17 protein-coding genes and 3 tRNA genes are annotated in these 23,413 nt (G+C 67.5%); 11 read left to right on the top strand and 9 right to left on the bottom strand.

The window, feature by feature from the left end:
- Positions 1-38: 38 nt before the first annotated feature.
- Complete coding sequence (locus V3B25_RS04885) at positions 39-920, bottom strand: helix-turn-helix transcriptional regulator (RefSeq protein WP_329810219.1); 882 nt, start codon at positions 918-920, stop codon at positions 39-41.
- Positions 921-1,092: 172 nt separating this feature from the next.
- Between V3B25_RS04885 and emrR the strand changes: the two genes are divergently transcribed.
- The 4 genes from emrR to emrB are packed head-to-tail and all read left to right on the top strand — an operon-like array spanning position 1,093 to position 5,810.
- A complete protein-coding gene (emrR, locus tag V3B25_RS04880; RefSeq protein WP_032127923.1) occupies positions 1,093-1,536 on the top strand; it encodes a multidrug efflux system transcriptional regulator EmrR in 444 nt (147 codons plus the stop codon).
- Positions 1,533-3,026 carry a multidrug efflux transporter outer membrane subunit EmrC gene (gene emrC, locus V3B25_RS04875; RefSeq protein ID WP_329810216.1) on the top strand — a complete coding sequence of 498 codons (1,494 nt, stop codon included), beginning with the start codon at positions 1,533-1,535 and terminating at the stop codon, positions 3,024-3,026. Before emrR ends, emrC begins: the two co-directional genes overlap by 4 nt.
- 11 nt (positions 3,027-3,037) lie before the next feature.
- Positions 3,038-4,216 (top strand): multidrug efflux MFS transporter periplasmic adaptor subunit EmrA, encoded by a 1,179-nt coding sequence (gene emrA, locus V3B25_RS04870; RefSeq protein ID WP_049421616.1) that lies wholly within the window; start codon positions 3,038-3,040, stop codon positions 4,214-4,216.
- A gap of 7 nt (positions 4,217-4,223) precedes the next feature.
- On the top strand, positions 4,224-5,810 hold the full coding sequence (gene emrB / locus V3B25_RS04865) for a multidrug efflux MFS transporter permease subunit EmrB (protein ID WP_049421614.1): 1,587 nt from the start codon (positions 4,224-4,226) through the stop codon (positions 5,808-5,810).
- Positions 5,811-5,920: 110 nt separating this feature from the next.
- On the opposite strand, the gene V3B25_RS04860 is transcribed toward emrB, so the two are convergent.
- The 3 genes from V3B25_RS04860 to V3B25_RS04850 all read right to left on the bottom strand — a co-directional run bounded on the left by V3B25_RS04860 (position 5,921) and on the right by V3B25_RS04850 (position 7,558).
- Complete coding sequence (locus V3B25_RS04860) at positions 5,921-6,199, bottom strand: hypothetical protein (protein WP_032127919.1); 279 nt, start codon at positions 6,197-6,199, stop codon at positions 5,921-5,923.
- Positions 6,200-6,523: 324 nt separating this feature from the next.
- A tRNA-Leu gene (locus V3B25_RS04855) sits at positions 6,524-6,608 on the bottom strand.
- A gap of 50 nt (positions 6,609-6,658) precedes the next feature.
- Positions 6,659-7,558: a LysR family transcriptional regulator gene (locus tag V3B25_RS04850; protein WP_277778643.1), complete on the bottom strand. Its 900-nt coding sequence runs from the start codon at positions 7,556-7,558 to the stop codon at positions 6,659-6,661.
- A 99-nt stretch (positions 7,559-7,657) separates the two neighbouring features.
- On the opposite strand from V3B25_RS04850, the gene V3B25_RS04845 reads away from it, so the two are divergent.
- Positions 7,658-8,404 (top strand): sulfite exporter TauE/SafE family protein, encoded by a 747-nt coding sequence (locus V3B25_RS04845; protein WP_329810211.1) that lies wholly within the window; start codon positions 7,658-7,660, stop codon positions 8,402-8,404.
- Between the two features lie 78 nt (positions 8,405-8,482).
- Here the strand turns inward: V3B25_RS04845 and V3B25_RS04840 are convergent.
- Positions 8,483-8,567, bottom strand: a tRNA-Leu gene (locus V3B25_RS04840).
- A gap of 163 nt (positions 8,568-8,730) precedes the next feature.
- Positions 8,731-8,815 (bottom strand) — tRNA-Leu (locus tag V3B25_RS04835).
- Positions 8,816-8,943: 128 nt separating this feature from the next.
- On the opposite strand from V3B25_RS04835, the gene rnr reads away from it, so the two are divergent.
- From rnr to rlmB, 3 genes are all read left to right on the top strand, one after another.
- The gene (gene rnr, locus V3B25_RS04830) at positions 8,944-11,409 is read left to right on the top strand and encodes a ribonuclease R (RefSeq protein ID WP_049421611.1); all 2,466 of its coding nucleotides are present in this window, start codon (positions 8,944-8,946) and stop codon (positions 11,407-11,409) included.
- Positions 11,410-11,544: 135 nt separating this feature from the next.
- The gene (locus tag V3B25_RS04825) at positions 11,545-12,039 is read left to right on the top strand and encodes a GFA family protein (RefSeq protein WP_049399494.1); all 495 of its coding nucleotides are present in this window, start codon (positions 11,545-11,547) and stop codon (positions 12,037-12,039) included.
- Positions 12,040-12,132: 93 nt separating this feature from the next.
- Complete coding sequence (rlmB, locus tag V3B25_RS04820; RefSeq protein ID WP_005408775.1) at positions 12,133-12,876, top strand: 23S rRNA (guanosine(2251)-2'-O)-methyltransferase RlmB; 744 nt, start codon at positions 12,133-12,135, stop codon at positions 12,874-12,876.
- Between the two features lie 76 nt (positions 12,877-12,952).
- Here rlmB and V3B25_RS04815 read toward each other — a convergent pair whose 3' ends face one another.
- The 3 genes from V3B25_RS04815 to V3B25_RS04805 are packed head-to-tail and all read right to left on the bottom strand — an operon-like array spanning position 12,953 to position 17,585.
- Positions 12,953-14,392 carry a TolC family protein gene (locus tag V3B25_RS04815; protein ID WP_201118575.1) on the bottom strand — a complete coding sequence of 480 codons (1,440 nt, stop codon included), beginning with the start codon at positions 14,390-14,392 and terminating at the stop codon, positions 12,953-12,955.
- Positions 14,389-16,347, bottom strand: coding sequence for a MacB family efflux pump subunit (locus V3B25_RS04810; RefSeq protein ID WP_032127910.1), 1,959 nt, complete (start codon positions 16,345-16,347; stop codon positions 14,389-14,391). Before V3B25_RS04810 ends, V3B25_RS04815 begins: the two co-directional genes overlap by 4 nt.
- Complete coding sequence (locus V3B25_RS04805) at positions 16,344-17,585, bottom strand: efflux RND transporter periplasmic adaptor subunit (protein WP_201118576.1); 1,242 nt, start codon at positions 17,583-17,585, stop codon at positions 16,344-16,346. Before V3B25_RS04805 ends, V3B25_RS04810 begins: the two co-directional genes overlap by 4 nt.
- Positions 17,586-17,789: 204 nt before the next feature.
- Here V3B25_RS04805 and V3B25_RS04800 point away from each other — a divergent pair, with 204 nt between their 5' ends.
- From V3B25_RS04800 to V3B25_RS04790, 3 genes are all read left to right on the top strand, one after another.
- Positions 17,790-18,518, top strand: coding sequence for a response regulator (locus tag V3B25_RS04800; protein ID WP_005408779.1), 729 nt, complete (start codon positions 17,790-17,792; stop codon positions 18,516-18,518).
- A 6-nt stretch (positions 18,519-18,524) separates the two neighbouring features.
- The gene (locus V3B25_RS04795; protein ID WP_032127908.1) at positions 18,525-19,934 is read left to right on the top strand and encodes an ATP-binding protein; all 1,410 of its coding nucleotides are present in this window, start codon (positions 18,525-18,527) and stop codon (positions 19,932-19,934) included.
- A 177-nt stretch (positions 19,935-20,111) separates the two neighbouring features.
- Positions 20,112-23,138 (top strand): two-component regulator propeller domain-containing protein, encoded by a 3,027-nt coding sequence (locus V3B25_RS04790; RefSeq protein ID WP_329810209.1) that lies wholly within the window; start codon positions 20,112-20,114, stop codon positions 23,136-23,138.
- Positions 23,139-23,413: the final 275 nt, after the last annotated feature.

The following is a 23,413-nucleotide window of genomic DNA, read 5'->3' as shown; positions in this document are numbered from 1 at the left end:
GGAGGCGGCGACGGCGGTCGCCGCTCGCAATCCTGTGATTATCCGGATGCGGCGGGGGATGCCAAGCCGCGCGCAGGGTCCAGCCCGGTTTCCAGGCCGTGTCCGGCCCGTGCCAGGTAGCGCCCCGGTGGCAGCCCGAAGTGGCGGCGGAACACGGTGACGAAGGCGCTGGCGCTGCTGAAGCCCAGCGCGTGGGCGATATCGGCCACGCTGCGGCCGTCGGTCAGCTGGCGCAGGGCTTCGGACAGCCGGGCCTGCTGCCGCCACTGGGCGAAGCTGAGCGTGGTCTCGTCGCGGAAGTGGCGGGTCAGGCTGCGCGGCGACAGCCCGGCCCAGTGCGCCCATTCGGCCAGGCTGCGCTCGTCGGACGGGTCGGCCAGCAGCTGCGAGGCGATCTTCAGCAGGCGCCGGTCATGCGGCATCGGCAGGTGCATGCGCTGGCGCGGCGCGGTACGGATCTCGTCCAGCAGCACCTCGATGATGTGCTGGCGCTCGGGCGTGGTGTCGTAGCCCAGCGGCCATTCGCAGATGCGGTCGGCCAGCGCCTGCGCCAGCTTGGACAGGTCCAGTACGCAGGGATCGGCGGGCAGGGTGGCGCAGGCCGGTGCGGCCAGCGCCATGCCCCAGCCACGCAGCGGGCCGTCGAGGGTGACCGTGTGCGGCTCCAGCGGCGGCATCCAGCCGGCCGAGCCTGGCGCCAGCGACCACGTCCCGTGCGAGGTGCGGGTGGTCAACAGGCCGCGTTCGACGCAGATCAGCTGCGCGCGCTGATGGTGGTGCCAGTCCACTTCACGGACCAGGCCCAAGGGGCTGTCGAAGCGGAAGGCGACAACCGGAGGGCCGTCATTGCGCTCGAACCAATCCAGGGCGTCGTCGCGCAGCAACCGCTTGGGAGGGGGGATTTCTGCCTTGTTCATCATATCCGCTGGCTGAAATGTGTCATCCATTGGCTGAATTGTACTACCGGGCCACCTGACCAGATCATTAAGGTAGGCGCCTTCGTTGATCCAGCCCGCTGCTGCAACACAGCATTCGATGCCAGATCGAATATTTCCATTGAGAAATATTTTTTTTGGAAGAGAATGCTCCCCCATGATCTGTCCTGCAACCACTCCCCCCAGCTTCGGCCTGCTGCTGCGCCAGGTGCGCGACGGCCTGGTCCGTCAACTCGACGCATCCATGGCTGAAGAAGACCTGGGTATCGGCTTCACCCATTACATCGGGTTGAAGGTGCTTTCCAACATGGCTCCGTGCACGGCCAACGAGCTGGCCCAGGCCATCGACCAGGTGCCCAGTGCGGTGACCCGCCTGCTGGACAAGCTGGAGTCGCTGGGCTGCGTCCGCCGCGAACCGCATGCCCAGGACCGGCGTGCGCTGCAGATCGTGCTGACCGATGAAGGCCGCGCACTGTGGGCGCGGCTGAAGCTGCGTGGCGACGCGGTGATGGATTACGCCCTGCGTGATCTTTCCGCCGACGAGCGCACGCAGCTGCTGTCCCTCCTTACCCGAATCCGCGATTCCCTGACGACCCCATGAACCCGATCCCGCAATCCACTCTCCGCCGGTCCGGGCGCGCGCTGCTGGTATCAGCGCTGGCCCTGGCCCTGGCCGCCTGCGCCAGCAGTCGTGGCCTCAACCCGCAGGGCCACGTGCTCGACGTGGACAGCCTGCACAGCGAACGCACCCTGGCTGACACCGACCTGAGCGCCACCGGCTTCCCGGCGCAGGACTGGTGGAAGGCACTGGGCGATGCGCAGCTGGACACGCTGGTCGCCGAGGGCCTGGCTGGCCACCCGAGCCTGGACGCTGCCGATGCGCGCCTGCGCCAGGCGCAGTCGCAGGTCGGTACCGCGCGTGCCGATCGCCTGCCGAGCCTGTCGGTGTCCGGTGGTTACACCGGTCTGCGCCTGCCCGAGTCGATGGCCGGCAGCGAGATGGGTGGCCATTACGCTGGCAGCAGCCAGGTCGCGTTTGATTTCAGCTATGGCGTGGACCTGTGGGGCGGCAAGCGCGCTGCCTGGGAAGCGGCCGTGGACGGCGCCCATGCCGCCACTGTCGAAGCCCAGGCTGCACGCCTGAACCTGTCCACCGGCATCACCCAGGCCTATGCCGACCTGGCGTATGCATGGCAGCTCAATGACGTGGCCGAAGAAGAGCTGGGCCGCTCGCAGAAGTCGCTGGAATTGACCCGCCAACGCCGCAGCGCCGGCATCGACAGTGATCTGCAGGTGCGCCAGGCCGAGGCCCGCGTGCCCGCCGCGCAGCAGCAGGTGCAGGCCGCGCAGCAGCGCATCGATGCGGCCCGCACCGCGCTGGCCGCGCTGGTCGGCAAGGGTCCGGACCGTGGCCTGTCGATCCAGCGCCCGCAGGTGTTGAATCCGATGGCGCTGCAGCTGCCAGGCGTGCTGCCCAGCGAACTGTTGGGTCGTCGCCCGGACATCGTCGCCGCGCGCTGGCGCGTGGAAGCGGCCGACAAGCAGATCAAGGTCGCCAGGACCAAGTTCTACCCGAGCTTCAACCTGACGGCACTGGCTGGCGTCGTCGCACCGAACGTGGGCGATCTGCTGAAAAGCAGTTCGACCTTCGCCTACATCGGACCGGCGTTGAGCCTGCCGATCTTCGAAGGCGGCAAGCTGCGCGCCAACCTGGCCAACACCGATGCGCAGTACGACCTGGCGGTGGCCAACTACAACCAGACCGTGCTCGATGCACTGCGCGACGTGGCCGACCAGGTCAACGCGGTGCGTTCGCTGGCACAGCAGGCGCATTCGCAGCAGCAGGCGGTGGATACCGCACGTTCGGCCTTCGACCTGGCCCAGCAGCGCTACCGCGCCGGCATCGGCAGCTACCTGGACGTGCTGACCGCGCAGTCCACCCTGCTGCAGTCGCAGCAGCAGCTGGCCGGCCTGCAGTCGCAGCAGGTGCAGACCTCGGTGCGCTTGAGCAAGGCGCTGGGCGGTGGTTTCCAGCCCTCTGACGCCGACCGCGCACCGATCGCCTCCCATTCCGATTCCTCGCATTCCTGAAGACTTCCGCCATGAGCCAGACCCAAGACACTGCGGCCCCGGCCGCCCCCAACCGCCGCGGCAACCTGCTGCGCGGCCTGTTCGTGATCGTCGTGCTGCTGCTTGCCGCACTGGCGCTGTGGTACTTCATGTTCGGCCGTTGGTTCGAAGAAACCGACGACGCCTACGTGCAGGGCAACCAGGTGCAGATCACCCCGCTGGTGGCCGGTACCGTGGTCGCCATCAATGCCGATGACGGCATGCGCGTGGAGCGCGGCCAGCTGCTGGTACAGCTGGATCCGTCCGACACGTCGGTGGCGCTGCAGCAGGCCGAAGCCAACCTGGCCAAGACCGTGCGCCAGACCCGTGGCCTGTACCGCAGCGTGGAAGGCGCACAGGCGGATTTGAACGCCCGCCAGGTGACCCTGAAGCGCGTGCGCGAAGATTTCGCCCGCCGCAAGGATCTGGCCGCCACCGGCGCCATTTCCAATGAAGAACTGGCCCATGCCCGTGACGAGCTGGCCGCTGCCGAAGCCGCCGTGGCCGGTTCGCGCGAGACCGTCGAGCGCAACCGCGCGCTGGTCGACGACACCGTGATCGCCACCCAGCCGGACGTGCAGGCGGCCGCCGCGCAGCTGCGTCAGGCCTTCCTCAACAATGCCCGCGCCGGCATCGTCGCGCCGGTCACCGGTTACGTCGCCCGTCGTTCGGTGCAGGTTGGCCAGCGCGTGCAGCCGGGCAATGCCCTGATGGCGGTGGTGCCGACCGAGCAGATGTGGGTCGAGGCCAACTTCAAGGAAACCCAGCTGCGCCACATGCGCCTGGGCCAGGAAGTGGAGCTGAAGTCGGACCTGTACGCCGGTGACGTGAAGTACAAGGGCCGCGTCCAGAGCCTGGGCCTGGGCACCGGCTCGGCGTTCTCGCTGCTGCCGGCACAGAACGCCAGCGGCAACTGGATCAAGATCGTGCAGCGCGTGCCGGTGCGTATCGCCATCGATGCCAAGCAGCTGGCCGAACATCCGCTGCGCATCGGCCTGTCGATGAAGGCTGAAGTGAGCCTGCGCGACCAGAAGGGCGAAGTGCTGCCGAGCACCCCGGCCAAGGGCACGGTGTTCGACACCGACGTGTATGCCAAGCAGCTGCATGATGCCGACGAGGTGATCCACACGATCATCCAGGGCAACCTGCCGCAGCAGGCGAAGGTGGGCTGAGGTCGCCATGTCCGCACAAGCTCCAGCCGCGCCCGGTGCTCCGGGTGCCCCGGCGGCGCCGGGTGCGGCCTCCGGGTTCCTGCCGCCCAGCGTCGCCCTGTGCACCGTGGGCCTGGCGATGGCGTCGTTCATGCAGGTGCTCGACACCACCATCGCCAACGTCTCGCTGCCGACCATCGCCGGTAACCTCGGCGCCAGTTCGCAGCAGGCGACCTGGGTCATCACCTCGTTCGCGGTCAGCACGGCCATCGCGCTGCCGCTGACCGGCTGGCTCAGCCGCCGCTTCGGCGAACGCAAGCTGTTCGTCTGGGCCACGCTGGCCTTCGTCATCACCTCGCTGCTGTGCGGCCTGGCGCAGAGCATGGGCATGCTGGTGCTGTCGCGTGCGCTGCAGGGTTTCGTGGCCGGCCCGATGTACCCGATCACGCAGTCGCTGCTGGTCTCGATCTATCCACGGGAGAAACGCGGGCAGGCACTGGCGCTGCTGGCGATGATCACGGTGGTGGCGCCGATCTGCGGCCCCATTCTCGGTGGCTGGATCACCGACAACTACAGCTGGGAATGGATCTTCCTGATCAATGTGCCGCTGGGCATCTTCGCCGCGCTCGTTGTGGGCAACCAGCTGAAGGGGCGCCCGGAGCACATCGAGAAGCCGAAGATGGACTACGTCGGCCTGGTCACCCTGGTGATCGGTGTCGGTGCGCTGCAGCTGGTGCTCGACCTGGGCAACGACGAGGACTGGTTCTCGTCGATGAAGATCGTGGTGCTGGCGTGTGTGGCCGTGGTCACGCTGACGGTGTTCCTGATCTGGGAACTGACCGACAAGGATCCGATCGTCGACCTGAAGCTGTTCCGGCATCGCAACTTCCGCGCCGGTACGCTGGCGATGGTGGTGGCCTACGCGGCGTTCTTCAGCGTGGCGTTGCTGATTCCGCAGTGGTTGCAGCGTGACATGGGCTACACCGCGATCTGGGCGGGCCTGGCGACAGCGCCGATCGGCATCCTGCCGGTGATCATGACCCCGTTCGTGGGCAAGTATGCATCGCGCTTCGACATGCGCATGCTGGCTACGATTGCGTTCATTGTGTTGTCGATGACCAGCTTCCTGCGTTCGAACTTCAACCTGCAGGTGGACTACAACCATGTGGCGGGTGTGCAGCTGATCATGGGCATCGGCGTCGCGCTGTTCTTCATGCCGGTGCTGCAGATCCTGTTGTCGGACCTGGATGGACGCGAGATCGCGGCGGGCTCAGGCCTGGCCACCTTCCTGCGCACGCTGGGTGGCAGCTTCGCGGCGTCGCTGACGACGTGGCTGTGGGCGCGGCGCACCCAGGTGCACCATGCCGACCTGACCGAGCACATCTCGGTCTATCAGCCGGGCATGCAGGACAAGGTGACAGCGATGGGGCAGGGCGACCTGCAACATGGCGCAGCGGTACTGAACAACATGATCAACCACCAGGCATCGCAGATGGGCTTCAACGACATCTTCTTCCTGCTGGGCTGGATCTTCCTGGCGATCATCGCGTTCCTGTGGCTGGCCAAGCCGCCGTTTGGCGCAGGCGCAGGTGCGGCCGCCGGTGGCGGACACTGAAACTCCCTGGAAACACGTGCTGTATTTTGACCCCGCCGCAAGGTGGGGTTTTTGTTTGTGCACCGCGGGTCGCACAGGCCCTGTCCTTGGGGTCCTGCCGTGGCGCAGGTTCAGCGCGTGCGATAGACACGCTTGAACACCACCCGATCGCAGAACAATCGGGAGATCGCCCACATTCCCGCCACAAGTACGGCGCCGCATGTGAGCCAGCCAGCCGTGGCCTGCAATCGGTTGCCGACCAGTGCGCCGCAGATGATGGCGGCAACAAAGACCAGCATTACGGCTTCCTTCGATGCGCCGTAGTGGACCTCGGCCTGGCATCCCACGCATACGCGTACGCCATGGTTCGAGCCGGTATGGCAGTGAGGGCAGATGATGCTGCGCTGCATGGGTGCGTCCTTTGGGGAAGGGGGAGGGCGCTGGTCAGGTCGTGGCGATACACCTGCAACCGGCTTCTGTAAATCTGCCTTCCACCGAAAAGGAATCGGGTAAATCTCGACTAGGAAAAGTACGAATTGAACAGCTAACGTGAAATGCGCCCCAAAAGGAGGCCGTTCAAGGTCTGGTAACGACGCGCCGGGAGGAGGTATGCAGCAGCAGGCGACTGCCGGGTGGTGCTAGATACGACAGTTCCAGCGGTAGATGCGATGCCAGGCTCGCCAAACCCCGGAAACGAAAAAACCCGCTTTCGCGGGTTTGATCATCTTGAGTCATGGTGCCCAGGAGAGGACTCGAACCTCCACGGTTTTACCCGCTAGTACCTGAAACTAGTGCGTCTACCAATTCCGCCACCTGGGCGACTCAGGAGGTGAATTATGGGGAGCGACAGAAGATGTGTCAACAACATTTCACACCTTTTTCTGCGGCTGTACGCCTAGGTGAAGCAGCAGGCTGCGCATCGCCGATGACAACTGCGCCCATTCGGCAAAACAGGCGCACAGGCGGCGCTGTGCCCATGCATCGGCGAGCGGTACGGCGACGGTATGCGTGCTGCGCCGATGCTGGCGGGCGATGGTCCGCGGCACGATGCCGACACCAATGCCGTGGCCGACCATGATGCATACGCCTTCGAAGGTCTTCATGCGGATGCGTACATCCAGGCGCCGCCCGATGTCGCGCGCCTGGTCCTCGATGTAGGTCTGCAGTGCATTGCCATCGGCCAGTGCGACGAAGGTCTCGCCGGCAACATCGGTGAAGGCCACGCTGCGCCGCGATGCGAAGCGGTGGTCTTCGGGCAGCAGCATCACCAGCGGATCTTCGGCGACCACATGCTGCTGCAGGCCGGCAGCGTCGACGGCATCGCTGATGATGCCGGCCTCGGCCTGGCCAGCACTGATCGCACGCACGACTTCAGGGCTGGTGCGCTCCAGCAGTTCCACGTGCAGGCGCGGGCGTTCGGCCAGCCACGGTGCGAGCCGCGAAGGCAGGTAGTTGGTCAGTGCTGCGGTGTTGGCATACAGATGCAGGGTGCCGCGCGCACCGTGCGCGAACGCCTGCAGTTCACCGCGCAGCTGCGCCTGCTGCTGCAGGATCAAGCGTGCATGGTGGGCGAGCGCGGCACCGGCTTCGGTCAGGCTGACGCCGCGTGGGTGCCGGTTCAACAGCGGGGTACCGGCATCGGCTTCGATCGTGCGCAGGCGCTCACTGGCTGAGCCCAGTGCCAGGTTTGCCTGCGCGGCACCGGCCGTGATGCTGCCCGCTTCGGCAATGGCCAGGAACAGGCGCAGGTCGGCGATATCCATCCGCATGTGATGCCCTCATCGCAACGCCTGCGCCTTCGGATCAGCCGAAGGCGAGGCCGGGAAGACCGCATTGTGCGCCGAGCGGCCGGCCGATCCAATGAAGGCATGAATGAATCGATGTACTTCTACGTGCTGCTGGTGGTGGTGTTCGTGCTGGCCGGTGTGGTCAAGGGCGTGACCGGCATGGGCTTGCCGACAGTGGCGATGGGTCTGCTCGGTGGCGCGCTGTCGCCGGTGGCGGCGGCATCGATGCTGTTCATCCCCACCTTCGTCACCAATGCGTGGCAGCTGTTGTCCGGCCCCTCACTGGGCCACATCGTGCGGCGCCTGTGGCCGATGATGCTGGCCGTGGTGGTGGTGACGCTGGGTTCGGCAGCGCTGCTGGTGCGGGTCGATCGCACCTGGTCGCGTGTTGCGCTGGGCGTTGCGCTGGTGGTTTATGCGGCCTATGCCCTGCTTGCGCCGGTGTTCCGCGTGCCGCAGCGGCGCGAGCGATGGCTGGGGCCGCTGGTGGGGGCGTTGTCGGGTGTGGTGACCGGCGCCACCGGCGTGTTCGTGATGCCGGCGGTGCCGTACCTGCAGTCGCTGGGGTTGCAGCGCGAGGAGCTGGTGCAGGCGCTGGGACTGGCGTTCACTGTGTCGACGATTTCGCTGACCACTGGCCTGGTGCTGCACGGCGCATTCGGCATCCAGCAGCTGGGGCTGAGTACGCTGGCGGTGCTGCCGGCATTGCTGGGCATGTGGCTGGGGCAGGTGATCCGGCAGCGCATCAGTGCGCGGGTGTTCCGGGTCTGCTTCCTGGGATTCCTGCTGCTGCTCGGGCTGGAGCTGGTGCTGCGACCGCTGTTCTGATGCCGGCCGCCGGTCGCGGCGATGCCGAATCACGGGCATGAAAAAACCCGCTTTCGCGGGTTTTTCTCATTCTCGACGTGGTGCCCAGGAGAGGACTCGAACCTCCACGGTTTTACCCGCTAGTACCTGAAACTAGTGCGTCTACCAATTCCGCCACCTGGGCGTCGAGGAGCGAGATTATGGGGTGTTGTTACGGGGGTGTCAACACCCTTGTGAAGATCATTGCCGATACCGGGTCGGAGTTCCTCCCTGCAGGAGTAAGAGTCGAGCCTCAGGGCCGGATTACAGGCAAAAAAAATCCCCGCCGAAGCGAGGAGTTTTTTCGTTGGTGCCCAGGAGAGGACTCGAACCTCCACGGTTTTACCCGCTAGTACCTGAAACTAGTGCGTCTACCAATTCCGCCACCTGGGCGTTCCAGAGGCGCAATTGTGAAGATGAATTCGCAGGCTGTCAACGACTTCCTGAATATTTTTCATGCAAGGCCTTCAAGGCGGCCGCTGACCCGTTCTGCACGCCGTCAGCGGCTACCATGTAGGGCGATGACTACCAAAAAACCAAGCAAGGGCGGGAGCACCTCCCGCAGCCAGGCCCCGAAGAAGGGCGCCAAGGCGGGCACGGCCCGCACCACCAAGCCGGGCAAGCCGTTGCCGGGCTGGTTCCCCGAATTGAATGAAGGCGGCGCACCACCGCGTGGTCGCAAGGTCCGCAGCGCCGATGCCGCCGCTCCGGGCCCGGCCCCGGGCCGCAAGCTGCCGCCGACCGGCAAGGTGATCGACGATCCCTATGCCGCCCGCGAAGCCGAGAAGTACGAACAGCCCATCGCCAGCCGCGAGGCCATCCTGGCCCTGCTGGAGCGCTGCGAAGGGCCGCAGACCGCCGAGGAACTGGGCGCGCGCCTGGGCCTGACCGCGCCGGACCGGGCCGAGGCGCTGTCGCGCCGGCTCGGTGCCATGGTCCGCGACGGCCAGTTGGTGCAGAACCGCCGCGGCGGTTTCGCCCCGATCCAGACCCTGAACCTGGTCACTGGCGTGGTGATCGCCAACCCGGAAGGGTTCGGTTTCCTGCGCCCGGTCGAGGGCGGTGACGACCTGTTCCTGCCGCCGTATGAGATGCGCAAGGTCATGCACGGCGACAAGGTGCTGGCCCGTGTGACCGGCATCGACCATCGTGGCCGTCGCGAAGGCAGCATCGCCCGCGTGCTCGAGCGCGGCATGACCCGCCTGATCGGCCGCTTCAGCATCGAGATGGGCATCAACTACGTGGTGCCCGACGACAAGCGCGTGCAGCGCAACGTGCAGGTGCCGCCGGACCAGACCGGTGGTGCACGCGACGGCCAGCTGGTGGTCTGCGAACTGACCCAGGCGCCGGACAGCCGCCGTCCGCCGATCGGCCGCATCATCGCCGTGCTCGGCGACAAGCTGACCGCGTCGCTGGTGGTGGAGACCGCCATCCACGGCCACGAGCTGCCGTTCGAGTTCCCGCAGGAGGTGCTGGACGAAGCGGCTTCGGTGCCGCTGGTGGTCGAGCCGGCGATGATCGGCGACCGCGTCGACCTGCGCAGCACGCCGCTGGTCACCATCGATGGCGAGGATGCCAAGGACTTCGACGACGCGGTCTACTGCGAGCCGAATGCCGAGGGTTTCCGCCTGGTGGTGGCGATTGCCGATGTCTCGAACTACGTGCGCCCCGGCACGCCGCTGGATGAGGAGGCGCAGAAGCGCGCCACCTCGGTGTACTTCCCGGGCTTCGTGGTGCCGATGCTGCCGGAGACGCTGTCCAACGGCATCTGCTCGCTGATGCCGAAGGTCGACCGCATGTGCTTTGTCTGCGACATGCAGATCGACCGCGACGGCCTGGTCACGCATTCGCGCTTCTACGAGGCGGTGATGAACTCGCACGCGCGCCTGACCTACACCCAGGTGTGGAAGGCGGTGGGCGAGGACGATGCCGATACCAAGGCCTGGATGGGCGACCTGCTGCCGCAGGTGCAGCGCCTGCACCAGCTGTACAAGGTGCTGTCCAAGGCACGTGCCAAGCGCGGCGCCATCGAGTTCGAAAGCAGCGAAGTGCGCTTCGTGCTGGACAACCGCGGTGAAGTCACCCAGGCCGGCATGCTGGTGCGCAATGACGCGCACAAGCTGATCGAGGAGTGCATGATCGCGGCCAACGTCGAGGCGGCCAGGTACCTGCTGTCGCGCCATGTGCCGGCCCCGTACCGCATCCACGAGAAGCCGCCGGAAACCAAGTACGCCGACCTGCTGGAATTCCTCAAGGAGTTCAAGCTGAGCCTGCCGCCGTGGTCCAAGGTGCGTCCGGGCGATTACACCAAGCTGCTGAAGAAGATCCGCGACCGTCCTGATGCCACGTTGCTGGAATCGGTGCTGCTGCGCAGCCAGAGCCTGGCGATCTACAGCCCGGAGAATCACGGTCACTTCGGCCTGGCGCTGGAGGCGTACGCGCACTTCACCTCGCCGATCCGTCGCTACCCTGACCTGCTGGTGCACCGCGCGATCAAGCACGCGTTGTCCGGCAAGCCGCTGGACAAGTTCACCTACAACGCACGCGAAATGGCTGCGCTGGCGCTGCAGTGCTCCGAGCGTGAGCGCCGTGCCGATGAGGCCGAGCGCGAGGTCGACGAGCGCTACCGCGCCGCGTGGATGGAAAAGCACGTAGGCGGCCAGTTCGATGGCGTGATCAGCGGCGTGACCAGCTTCGGCCTGTTCGTGGAGCTGGACGAGTCGAAGGTGCAGGGCCTGGTCCATGTGACCCAGCTGCCGCAGGACTATTACAAGTTCGACGCGACCCGCAAGACGCTGACCGGCGAGCGCCGTGGCAGCAGCTACCGGCTGGGTGATCGCGTGCGCATCCTGGTGCTGAAGGCCAGCATGGAAGAGCGCAAGATCGACTTCCGCCTGGTCGAGCACAAGGGTGAGGATGAAGGCGATGGCCTGCCGCCGCTGCCCGAGCGTGGCAAGCCGGCCAAGCGGAAGAAAGAGAAATACTGATGACCGGCACCCCGGCCACCCGTAAGAACCACAAACACTGAGGCCGGTGGTCGTGCCGGCCGCGGGCCGGCATCCATGGCACCCTCGGCACCGACGGGTTGCCGGCCAGCGGCCGGCACCACCAGGAGACATCGCATGCAGGGCCAACCCGAATACAGCGGCGGCTGCCAGTGCGGCGCGATCCGCTTCCAGGCGCGAGGCGAGCTGACCGACAGCTCGATCTGCCATTGCCGGATGTGCCAGAAGGCCTTCGGTGCCTACTATGCGCCGCTGGTGTCGGTGCGCGGCGTGCAGTTCAGCTGGACCCGCGGCCAGCCGCGCTATTTCCAGTCGTCCAACGTGGTGCGGCGTGGCTTCTGCGCCGACTGCGGTACTCCGTTGACCTATGAAGCCCCCGACGGCGTGGCCGTGGCCGCTGGTGCCTTTGACCAACCCGAACGCCTGCCACCGACCATCCAGTACGGAGTCGAACGCAAGCTGCCCTTCGTCGACAGCCTGGCCAGCCTGCCGGCGCGGCGTACCGAGGAAGACATCGCGGCGCTGGAGTTCCTGGCCACCATCGTGTCCCACCAGCACCCCGACCACGACACCCCGCACTGGCCGCCGCGCAGCCGCTCCGCCGAAGGCTGAGCGGCGGGTAGCGCCGGGCCGTGCCCGGCGAGCGCGCAGCGCGGTCGGCGCCGATGCTCTACCATAGCCACCCCCTTTCCGGTCCCCGCCCGCATGAGCAAGAACAGCCAGTGGATTGTCGGCGTCAACGCCGTCGCCTCCTCCATCGAGAACGACGCCGAGAACGTCCGCGAAGTGCTGGTCGAGGCCGGTGCGAAGAACCCGCGCCTGACCGAGATCGAGGAAAACGCCCGCCGCAAGGGCATCGACGTGCGCAAGGTGAACAGCCAGGCGCTGGACGGTGTCGGCGGTTCGGTGCGCCACCAGGGCGTGGCCGCGCGCTATGCCGCCGCCCGCACCTACAGCGAGAACGAGCTGGAAGGCCTGGTCACCGCGGCCGAGGGCAAGGCCCTGCTGCTGGTGCTGGACGAAGTGCAGGACCCGCACAATCTCGGAGCCTGCCTGCGCTCGGCGGCTGCCGCCGGCGCGACTGCCGTGATCATCCCCAAGGACAAGTCGGCCACGGTCAATGCCACCGTGCGCAAGACCTCGGCCGGTGCCGCCGATCTCATCCCGGTGGTGGCGGTGACCAACCTGTCACGCTGCCTGAAGGACCTGCAGAAGCAGGGCGTGTGGATCTACGGCCTGGCCGGCGAAGCCACCGCCTCGCTGTACCAGCTGGACCTGAAGGGCAACATCGCCCTGGTGCTGGGCGGCGAAGCCGATGGCCTGCGCCGCCTGACCCGCGAGAACTGCGATGGCCTGGTCAAGATCCCGATGCCGGGCGAGATCGAGAGCCTGAACGTCTCCGTCGCCGCCGGCGTCAGCCTGTTCGAGGCCGTGCGCCAGCGCGGTTGATCGGCAGCAGCGGCTGTGTCGACCAAGGTCGACACCTATCGGGTAGTCGCCAACCTTGGTTGGCGCTCCTAAAGCCTCACCCCGCGCTGCCGCCCAGTGCCTTGAACAGGGTCACGTCGTTGTTCAGCTGGCCCTGGCGCACGCGCGCCAGCGACAGCTCGGCATCGCGCCGGGTCTGCTGCGCTTCCAGCCAGGTGCGCAGATCGGTGGCGCCCACGCGGTAGCGCACTTCCTGCGCGCGTTCCACTTCCACCGCTTCGTCGTACGAGGCCTGCGAGGCCGCTACCTGGCGCGCCAGCTGCTCGCGTGCCGACAGCGCGTTGTCCACTTCCGAGAGCGCGGTATACAGCGTCTTGCGGAAATTGGTCGCGGCGATCTGGTAGGCGGTGCCGGCGATATCGGTATCCAGCTGCGCGCGCTGCAGGTTGAGGAACGGAAGCGACAGGCCGGCGCCCAGCGTGGCCACCGGGTTGCGCAGCACGTCACCCAGCGACGTTGCACTGGAGCCAAGGCTGCCGGTCAGGCTCAGCGCCGGGTAGTACTGGGTAGCGGTCACCTTGATGGTCTTCAGGCTGTTGCGCAGGCGCAGTTCGGCCGCGCGCAGGTCGGGACGGCGACCGAGCAGGTCGGTCGGCAGGCCCTCTGCGATGCTGGGGCTGCGTGCGCCCAGCAGGTCCTGCGGTTCGTCCTGCTGCGGCCAGGGCGTGCCGTCCAGCAGCACGGTCAGTGCGTTGCGTACTTCCACCCGCTGCTGCTCCAGTGCGCTCTGCGAAGACCGCTGCGACTGCAGGTTCTGCAGCGCCTGGCGTACTTCCAGGCGCGATACCGCACCGGCGTCGAAGCGTGCCTGCACCAGTTCGCGGGTGCGTTCCAGGCGCTCCAGGTTGGCCTGGCCGGTGGCAATCGACTGGTTGAGGTAAGCCAGCGTCCAGTACTGGGTGATGGTGTCGCTGATCACCAGCAGCGCGGTGTTCTGCCGGTCTTCCTCGCTGGCCTCGGCTTCCCAGCGGGCGATGTCGCGCTGGGTGCGCAGGCGGCCCCACAGGTCCACTTCCCAGCCCAGCGAGACGCCGGTGGAATAGCTGCGGCGCCAGTCGTCGGCCTGGTCGGTGGCGCGGCTGGCATTGCCGCTGACGCCGGACGACGAAGGCTGTGGCCACAGCGCGTTGCTGGCCAGGCCGGCCTGCAGGCGCGAACGCTGCACGGCCAGGCCAGCGGCGGCAAGATCGCTGTTGGCGGCCAGCGCCTGCGCCACCAGACGGTCGAGACGTTCATCGCCGAAACCGGTCCACCAGGTGTCCTGGCGGATGTCGCGGCCCGGAGTATCCAGGCTGCTGCGCGGATCGTCGGCGGGCGCATTGAGGGTGGCGTCGCCACGACCGTAAGTCGCCGCCACGTCGGGGGCCTGCACCGGATAGCGGCCCACCGACGCGCAGCCGGACAGGGCGAGCAGTACGGCGCCGGCCAGCAGCAGGCGCGATGGAGCAGGGAAGGGCAGTCGGGTCATCATCTTCATTCGCGGGCCAGGGCCTCCACCGGGTCGAGCTGCGCGGCGTTACGCGCGGGCAGGAAGCCGAACGCCACGCCGATCAGGGTCGAGCAGGCGAACGCGGCAACGATCGAGGCAGTGGAGAACAGCACCTGGAAGTCGCTGGCGAAGCGCCCGATCATCGAGCCCAGCAGCAGGGCCAGGCCGATGCCGAGCACGCCGCCAAGCAGGCAGACCAGCACCGCCTCGATCAGGAACTGCTGGCGGATATCACTCTGCCGTGCACCCACGGCCATGCGCACGCCGATCTCGCGGGTACGCTCGGTGACCGACACCAGCATGATGTTCATCACACCGATACCACCGACCAGCAGTGCGATGGCGGCGATGGCGCCGATCAGCAGGGTCATCGTGCGCGTGGTCTGCTCGATGGTCTGGCGGATCTCGGCGCTGTTGCTGAGGAAGAAGTCCTCGGTGCCATGGCGCATGGTCAACAGTCGGGTGATCGCTTCCTGTGCGGCATCCATCGGCGTGGCGTCGTCCACGCGCACGGTGATGCTGGACACGTGGCTCTGGCCGAGCATGCGCGACATCACCGTGGTGTACGGCAGCCACACGCTCAGGCTGGTGCTGCCGCCGAACCCGAAGCTCTGGCGCTTGGCCACGCCGACCACGCGCGCCGGCACGTTGCCGAGCAGGATCACCTGGCCGATCGGATCGACATCGGGGAAGAACTGGGTCTGGGTGTTCTCGTCGATCACCGCCACCTGGCCGAGGCCCTTCACCGCATCGGCATCGAAGAAGCTGCCGCTGAGCAGGGTCACGCCCTTGACCCGGAAGAACTGCTCGCCGACGCCGCTGACCTGGGCGGTGGAGGACTGGTTGCGGTAACGCGCGGTGACCGAGGTCGACACGCTGGGCGTGGAGCTGTCGACGTAGCTCTGCCGGGCCAGCGCATCGGCATCACTGGCTTTGAGCGTCTGCACGCGGGCCGAGCGCATGTCGCCGAAACCACGGCCGGGGTAGACATCGATGGTGTTGGTGCCGAGCGCGCTGATGTTCTGCAGGATCTGCTGCTGCGAGCCGTTGCCCAGCGCCACCACCGAGACCACCGAGGCGATACCGATGATGATGCCAAGCATGGTCAGGAAGGTGCGCAGCCGATGTGCATTCATCGCCAGCAACGCCATGCGGAATGCTTCGGTGAAGCGGTCGCGCGCGGCCCGCCAGCTGTTGCCGCGGGCGACGCCGGTGCTGGCCTCGCGCTGCGCGCGGTAGGTCGGTGCATTCGGGTTGGCGCGGTCGGCGATGATCTCGCCGTCGCGGATCTCGATGATGCGCTGCGCGTGTTCGGCCACGCTCATGTCGTGGGTGACGATGATGATGGTGTGGCCTTCAGCGTGCAGCTCGCCGAGGATCGCCATCACTTCCTCGCCGGATTTCGTGTCGAGCGCGCCGGTCGGTTCGTCGGCCAGGATCACCTCGCCGCCGTTCATCAGGGCACGTGCGATCGACACGCGCTGCTGCTGGCCGCCGGACAGCTGGCCCGGCTTGTGGTGCATGCGGTCGCTCAGGCCCAGCCGCTGCAGCAGCTGCTCGGCACGCGCGTTGCGCACCGGGCCGGGGCTGCCGGCGTACACCGCCGGCACTTCCACGTTGCCGCGCGCATCGAGGTCGCCCAGCAGGTGGTAGCGCTGGAAGATGAAGCCGAAATGCTCGCGACGCAGTTCGGCCAGCTCGTCCGGCTCCATCTTCCCGGTTTCGCGGCCGGCCACCTGGTAGCTGCCACGGGTGGGACGATCGAGGCAGCCGAGGATGTTCATCAGCGTCGACTTGCCTGAGCCGGACTGGCCGACGATGGCCACCATCTCACCGGCGTGGATGTCGAGGTTGACGTCGCGCAGCACGGCGATCACATCGTCGCCGGCCGGGAATTCGCGTCGCAGGTCGCGCAGGCGCAGCAGCGGCGCCGTCGTGCTCATCGGCGCCCCATGCCCGGGCCGCCGACCCGCATCTGCATGCCGCCACGGTTGCCACCGCCGGCGCTGGCACCGGCCGCACCGGCTTCGCCGACCACCACGCGCTCGCCTTCCTCCAGCCCGGACAGGATCTCGGCCGAGGCGCCGTTGTTGATGCCGACGGTGACCTTGCGCGGCTGCGGCTGGCCCTTGTCGTCCAGCACCCGCACCGTGCGCTCGTCGCCACGGCGCTTCGGCCCCAGTGCCACCGCCGGCACCATCAGCACGCCCTTGGCCTGCTTCAGCAGTACCGAGACCTGCGCGGTCATGTCGATGCGCAGGGTGCCATCCGGGTTTTCCACGTCGAACAGCGCGTTGTAGTACACCGCGCTGCTGGAGCTGGAACTGGACGAGCTGCTGGAACTGGACGAACTCTCGTTGGCGATCGAGGCCGGCGCCGGATTGATCTGGCGCAGCGTGGCGTGGTACTTGCGATCCGGGTCGCCCAGCGTGGTGAAGTACACCGGCATGCCGGCCTTGATCTTCACCACGTCGGCTTCGGAGATCTCGGCATTGACCGTGACCACGTCCAGCCGTGCCAGCATGACGATGGTCGGTGCGGTCTGGTTGGCGTTCACGGTGCGACCTTCCTCGGCCACCACCGCCACCACGGTGCCGTCCATCGGCGCGGTGATGCGGGTGTAGGCAAGGTTGGCGCGGGCGGTGCCCAGCTCGGTTTCGCGGCCCTTGATCTGCGCCTCGTAGGACTGCAGCTGGGCACGGGCGGTCTTCAGCTGCGCCTCGGCGGCATCGTACTCCTGGCGCGAGGTGGCCTCGGCGGCCAGCATCTGCTGCTGGCGCGCGAATTCCAGTTCGGCCTGGCGCAGGGTGGCCTGCTGCACGGCGCGCTGGGCGGTGACCTGGTCCAGCGAGGCCTGCGCATTGAGCACCTGGTTCTGCTGGGTGGTGGCATCGATCTCAGCGATCAGGTCGCCTTCCTTCACGGTGTCGCCCAGCTGCACCTTCAGCGATTTGATCTGGCCCGAGGCCTGGGCACCGACGCTGACCAGCTTGTAGGCGTCGATCACGCCGGTGGCGTCCACCGTCTGCTCGATGTCACCACGGCTGACGGGCGTGGTCGCCACCGCCGGGGCGGCGGGCTTGCGCAGCAGCCACCAGGCGGCTGCGGCAACGGCAAGGGCGAGCAGGGCGATCAGTATCAGGCGACCCCGGCGGGTCGCGGGCAGCAGGCGGAACGTCACGTCGTGGCTTCACTCTCGGGGCCGCGGTGGCGGCGTTGGTGGGCATTGTGAAGACCGGGCGATGGGCGGCTCAATCCTCGGGGTATGTCTCTATGTAACACTGTCGGTGAATACGCGTAACCACAGGTATCCCGCCCATGGGTGGATACACTGGTACGCATTGCCCCGGATGCGGTTCAGCTGCCGACACGGGATGATCGCGACATGGAGACTGAAAACACGATGCATCGACTGCTGATCGTCGACGACGACAACGACATCCGCACCCTGCTGGCCGAACAGCTCGGCCGGGCCGGCTACCAGGTGAGCACGGCCGCAGACGGCACCGCCATGCGCCAGCTGCTGGACCGCGAACACGTGGACCTGATCGTGCTCGACCTCAACCTGCCGCGCGAGGATGGCCTGACCCTGTGCCGCGACCTGCGCGCGCGCTCGAACACACCGGTGATCATGCTGACCGCGCGTGCCGAGCCGATCGACCGCGTGCTGGGCCTGGAAATGGGCGCCGACGACTACCTGGCCAAGCCGTTCGAACCGCGCGAGCTGCTGGCACGCATACGCAACGTGCTGCGCCGGACCGAGGCGCTGCCGGCGAACCTGGAGCCGCTGGCGGTGCGCCGTGCGCGCTTCTCGCGCTGGGTGTTCGATCTGGAGCATCGCCACCTGGTCGATCCGGACGATCGCGTGGTGGTGCTGTCCGGCGCCGAGTTCCGCCTGCTGCGGGTGTTCATCGCCCACGCCAACAAGGTGCTGTCGCGCGAGCAGTTGGTCGCGCTCAGCAGCGGCCGCAACTACGAGGCACAGGACCGCGCCATTGATCTGCAGGTCAGCCGGCTGCGCAACAAGCTGGGCGACGACGGTGGCCCGGACGGACTGATCAAGACCGTTCGCAACGAAGGCTATGTACTGGCCTCCTCGGTGAACCTGGAATAAGCCGCGATGAAGCGCCTGCGCCATTTCCTGTCCTCGATGGTCGGGCGGTTGTTCGTGATCCTGCTGCTGGGCATGAGCGTGGCCGCGATCGGCGCGACCATGCTGGCTACCTCCAAACGCCAGCAGGAGTTCGAGCGGCAGAACCTGAACCGCATCGCCGACCGCCTCCAGGGCTACGTCAACCTGCTCGACGGCAACCCCGAACTGCGCGAGCGCCTGCTCGAAATCGGTGGGCCGAGCGTACGTGCGCTGCAACCCGGCGCACGCCTGGGGCGGGCCGATACCGCGTTGATGGAAGTACTCGATGACCGGCCCGGCCCGGTCGCACGCGCGCATGTGCACTTCGCTTCGTTCCGCTCCTGCATTCCCAAGCTGCAGGACCTGCTGCCCCCGCCGCCACCGGGGCATCGCAAGCATCCGCGCGAACGTGATCCGGCGTTCATCCCGCCCAAGTGCCGTGCGGTCGACGTGACCCTCAACGACGGCACGCTGCTGAAGCTGGCGCTGGATTCGCCGGCGGTGGCACACAACGGCATCCTCGCCGTGGACCCGTGGTTCCTGACCCTGCTGGTGCTGGCGATCGCGGTGCTGGCCTATATCGTCGCGCGCATGGCCAGCGCGCCGCTGCAGGAACTGGCCGCAGCCGCCGAAGACCTGGGCGACGACCTGCAGCGCGATCCACTGCCGCTGCGCGGCCCGCGCGAAGTGCAGCGCGCCGCCGAAGCCTTCAACGCCATGCAGCATCGCCTGCAGCGGCACCTGGCCGAGCGCACGCAGATGCTGGCGGCGATCACCCATGACCTGCAGACCCCGCTGACCCGGCTGCGCCTGCGCCTGGAGAATGTCAGCGACGAGGTGCTGCGCGAGCGCCTGATCGGCGATCTGGCCGCGATGCAGGCGTTGGTGCGCGAAGGCCTGGAGCTGGCGCGCAGCGCGGAGAGCGCCGAGCAGCGCGCCGCACTGGACCTGGATTCGCTGCTGGAGAGCATCGTTGAAGACACGGCCGAGGGCGGCGGTGATGTCGTCTTCGAAGGTGGCAGCGGAGCGGTGTTGATGTTGCGTCCGCTGGCCATGCATCGCCTGTTTTCCAACCTGGTGGACAACGCGGTGATGTATGCCTACCGGGTGCGGGTACGGGTCGAGCGTAGTGGTGGCGCGATCACCGTGGTGGTGGCCGATGACGGCCCGGGCCTGGCCGAGGATCAGCTGGAAGCCGTGTTCGACCCGTTCGTGCGGGTGGAAACCTCGCGTTCGCGCGAAACCGGCGGCGCCGGTCTGGGCCTGACCATCGCCCGCGCCCTGGCTGAGAAAGACGGGGCGCGGCTGTGGCTGCGCAACCGCGTCGAAGGCGGGCTGGAGGCGGTAGTGCAGTGGCCGGCCAGTGCACAGGTGACGCCGCCGGGCCGCGCGGGCTGAGCCTTCGCGGCTGGCGATGGTGACGCCCTGGGCCGGGTTTGGCCTATCATCTGCGCATCTTCCCAGTTCCCCCCCGATGAGCCAGCCCGTTCCCGCCGGCATGCCGTCCCGCGCTGCCCGGCAGTTCCCGCATGCTGCCAGGCCCGGCAGCCCTGCCTGGCCGCCGCCGCTGCACTGATGGCCGGACAGGGGGACATCGGGCGCTGGGTGGAGCGCTGCGGATCAGATATCGGTCGATGGCTGCGACAGGGCCTGCTGTGGCTGCTGCTGGCCCTTGCACTGCCGGTGGCAGCGCAGGAGGGGGCTCCGCCACTGCGCGACTACGCCATTGATGTATGGACGTCGCGCAACGGCCTGCCGCACAACTCGCTGCGCGACATCGCGCAGACCCCCGAAGGCCACCTCTGGTTCGCCACCTGGGAAGGCCTGGTGCGTTACAACGGGTTGGATTTCACCGTGTTCGACCGCAGTACCCGCCCGGGCCTGCGCGACAACGGCATCGGCGCGCTGTTCGTCGACCGCCAGGGTGGGCTGTGGATCAGTGATTCGCGGGGCAATGTCAGCCATCGCGGCAACGATGGCCAGTGGCGTGTCTGGGAGCACCAGGCCGATACCCCGCAGGTCCTGATCCAGTCCATGCAGATGGACAGCCAGGGCCGCCTGTGGCTGCTGTATGAAGGCAAGGGCATCGGCTATCTGACGCCGGACACCGGCATCGTCTACCAGGCTCCGGCCGCCGACCTGCCGATGGCGATGAGCTTCACCAAGCTGGTGGTCGATGCGCAGGACCGGGTCTGGGCCGGCACGTTGGATGGACTGGTGCTGCGCGACAACGATGGCGTGCTCAAGCGCGCGCCCGCGGCGTGGGGGCTGGGCGCCGGCAGTGGCCTGTCGTGGCCGTACCGCGCTCCGGATGGCGCGCTGTGGATCGTCGCCGGCGAGCGCCTGTACCGGGTGGAGGATGATCAGCTGGTGCTGATGCACCGCCTGCCGGGGCAGCTGCACCTGACCTCGATGCTGCAGGATCGCCATGGCGACCTGTGGCTGGGCACCGAGAACCAGGGCCTGCTGCGGATCTCAGCGCATGGCCTGGAGCGCCTGCCGGCGGGCCTGAACCTGCCGGGTGGGCGCGTGGTCAGCCTGCGCGAGGATGCCGAGGGCAGCATCTGGGTGGGTGCCAACGGTGGCCTGTACCGCCTGCGCGAAACACTGTTCAGCAGCTACACCGAGCGCGATGGCCTCAGTGGCGACTATGTGCGCACCGTGTTCGAGGACCGCGATCGCCAGCTGTGGGTCGGCAGTGCCAGCGGCCTCGACCTGCAGACTGCTGATGGCCGCTTCCGCGCGATGCCGCTGCACAACCGCGGCGGCAAGGCACCTTCGGTGCTCAGCCTGGCGCAGGGCCCGGACGGTGACCTGTGGGTCGGAACGTTCGGTGATGGCGTCTACCGTCTTGGCCCCGATGGCCGGCTCCGGCACAACTATGCCGCCGCCGATGGCATGCCGGGCGGCAACATCCGCGCGATCAGCGTGGACCCGCAGGGTGTGGTCTGGGCCGGCACCCAGAAGGGCGTGGTCCGCATCGACGGCGACCGCGTGCAGGTATCAAGCGTTGCGGGCATGCCCAGCGGCCTGATCACCGCGCTTGAGCACGATCACCAGGGCAACCTGTGGATCGGCACCATCGAGGGCATCCGCGTACTGCGCGGCGATCACGTGCAGTCGATCGACCTCGCGCCGAAGGGCGGTGGCCGCAGCGTGTTCGGCTTCCATCAGCTGGGTGACGCGATGTGGATCAGCAGCGACCGTGGCCTGTACCGCTGGCGCAATGGCACGCTGGCACGGGTGGGGCTGGAGCAGGGCATGCCGGTGGATGCGGTGTTCCAACTGGTGCCGGATCGCCTTGGCAACGTGTGGATCAGCAGCAACCGCGGCGTGCTGCGCACCGACATGGCCACCCTCAACGCCGTGGCCGATGGCCGCGCACCCCGGGTGGTGGTGGAGCGCTACAACGAGATTGACGGCATGGCCAACGCGCAGGCCAACGGCAGCTCCGGGCCATCGGCGATCCTGCGCCAGGACGGCACGTTCTGGGTGGTCACCGCCGGAGGCCTGAGCACCGTCGATCCGCAACGCCTGCAGCGTTTCCGCGAGCGTCTTTCACCGCCGGCAGCGATTGAAAGCGTGCAGGTGGATGGCGCCCCGGTGCATTGGGAAGGCCCGGACCGCAACTACATTCCCGGCGGCCGCCGCTTGGCGGTGAGTTATGTCGGCCTGAGCTACCTGATGTCTGACCGGATCCGCTACCGCACGCGGTTGGACGGCCTGGATACGGGGTGGGTCGAACGCGGCCCGCAGCGCAGCGTGGAGTTCGTCGGCCTGCCGCCGGGCGACTACACCCTGCACGTGGCCGCTGCCCATCCGAGCGGCAGCTGGGGCCAGCAGGAAGCGGTATGGAGCTTCACCGTGGAGCCGTTCTGGTGGCAGCGACGCAGCGTGCAGGTGCTGGGTGGACTGCTGCTGCTGGCCGGGCTGGTGGCGCTGTACCGCCTGCTGCTGCAGCAGCTGAAGGCCAGCAACCTGCGCCTGGCGCGGCGCGTGGACGAGGCGACCTTCGACCTGCAGGCCAAGACCGTGCACCTGCAGGCGCTGAACCAGGAAAAGACCGAACTGGCCGAGCGCCTCGCACGCCAGGCCGAGGCATTCGAACGGCAGGCCCGCGAGGATGCACTGACTGGCCTGGCCAACCGCCGTGCTTTCGATGAAACGCTGGCGCGTGACTTCGCGCGTTCGCAGCGCAGCGGTCATCCGCTGTGCCTGGTGGTGCTGGATATCGACCACTTCAAGGACGTCAACGACCGCCACAGCCACAGCATCGGCGATGCCGTGCTGGTGCAGGTGGCGCGGTTGATCGCCGCCGCCAGCCGCGATTCGGACCTGCCGGCGCGGACTGGCGGCGAAGAGTTCGCGCTGCTGCTCAACGACACCCGCCTGGAGGAAGCCGCACAGCTGTGCGCGCGCCTGCGCGGCCTGTTTCACGACCATCCCGACTGGGCCGGGGTGGACGGCCTGCGCGTGACCTTCAGCGCGGGCCTGGTGGAACTGGATGCGGACGACCGCACCCCGGCACTGCTGTACCAGCGCGCCGACCGCGCGTTGTACCGCGCCAAGAGCGATGGCCGGGATCGAACGAGCATCGGTTGATTGCATCCACGCATGGCGTGGATCTACGGGTGTTGCCGTACCAACGGTCGGCACCCAGCAGAGAGGTGACTCACCACAGCGGTGATCGGCAGCCCGCAACGAGCGCAGCGACCCGCTGTTGCTTCCGCTTTTCTGATCTTTCCGTGGCGCTCGCTGGAAACTGTCCGTGGCCGGGCGGGTGGGCTGCGCAGGGGCGTGAGCCGCATGGATGCGGCGACCGAGCTTACAGGGACGTACTTGCAGCGTCCCCTGCGCAGTCCACCCGCCCGGCCCTA

Source organism: Stenotrophomonas sp. SMYL8 (assembly GCF_036320065.1).
In the GTDB taxonomy this organism is placed as follows: Bacteria; Pseudomonadota; Gammaproteobacteria; order Xanthomonadales; family Xanthomonadaceae; genus Stenotrophomonas; species Stenotrophomonas maltophilia_A.
Note: the sequence above shows the minus strand (reverse complement) of the source record. Positions and strands in the feature narration are given on the sequence as shown.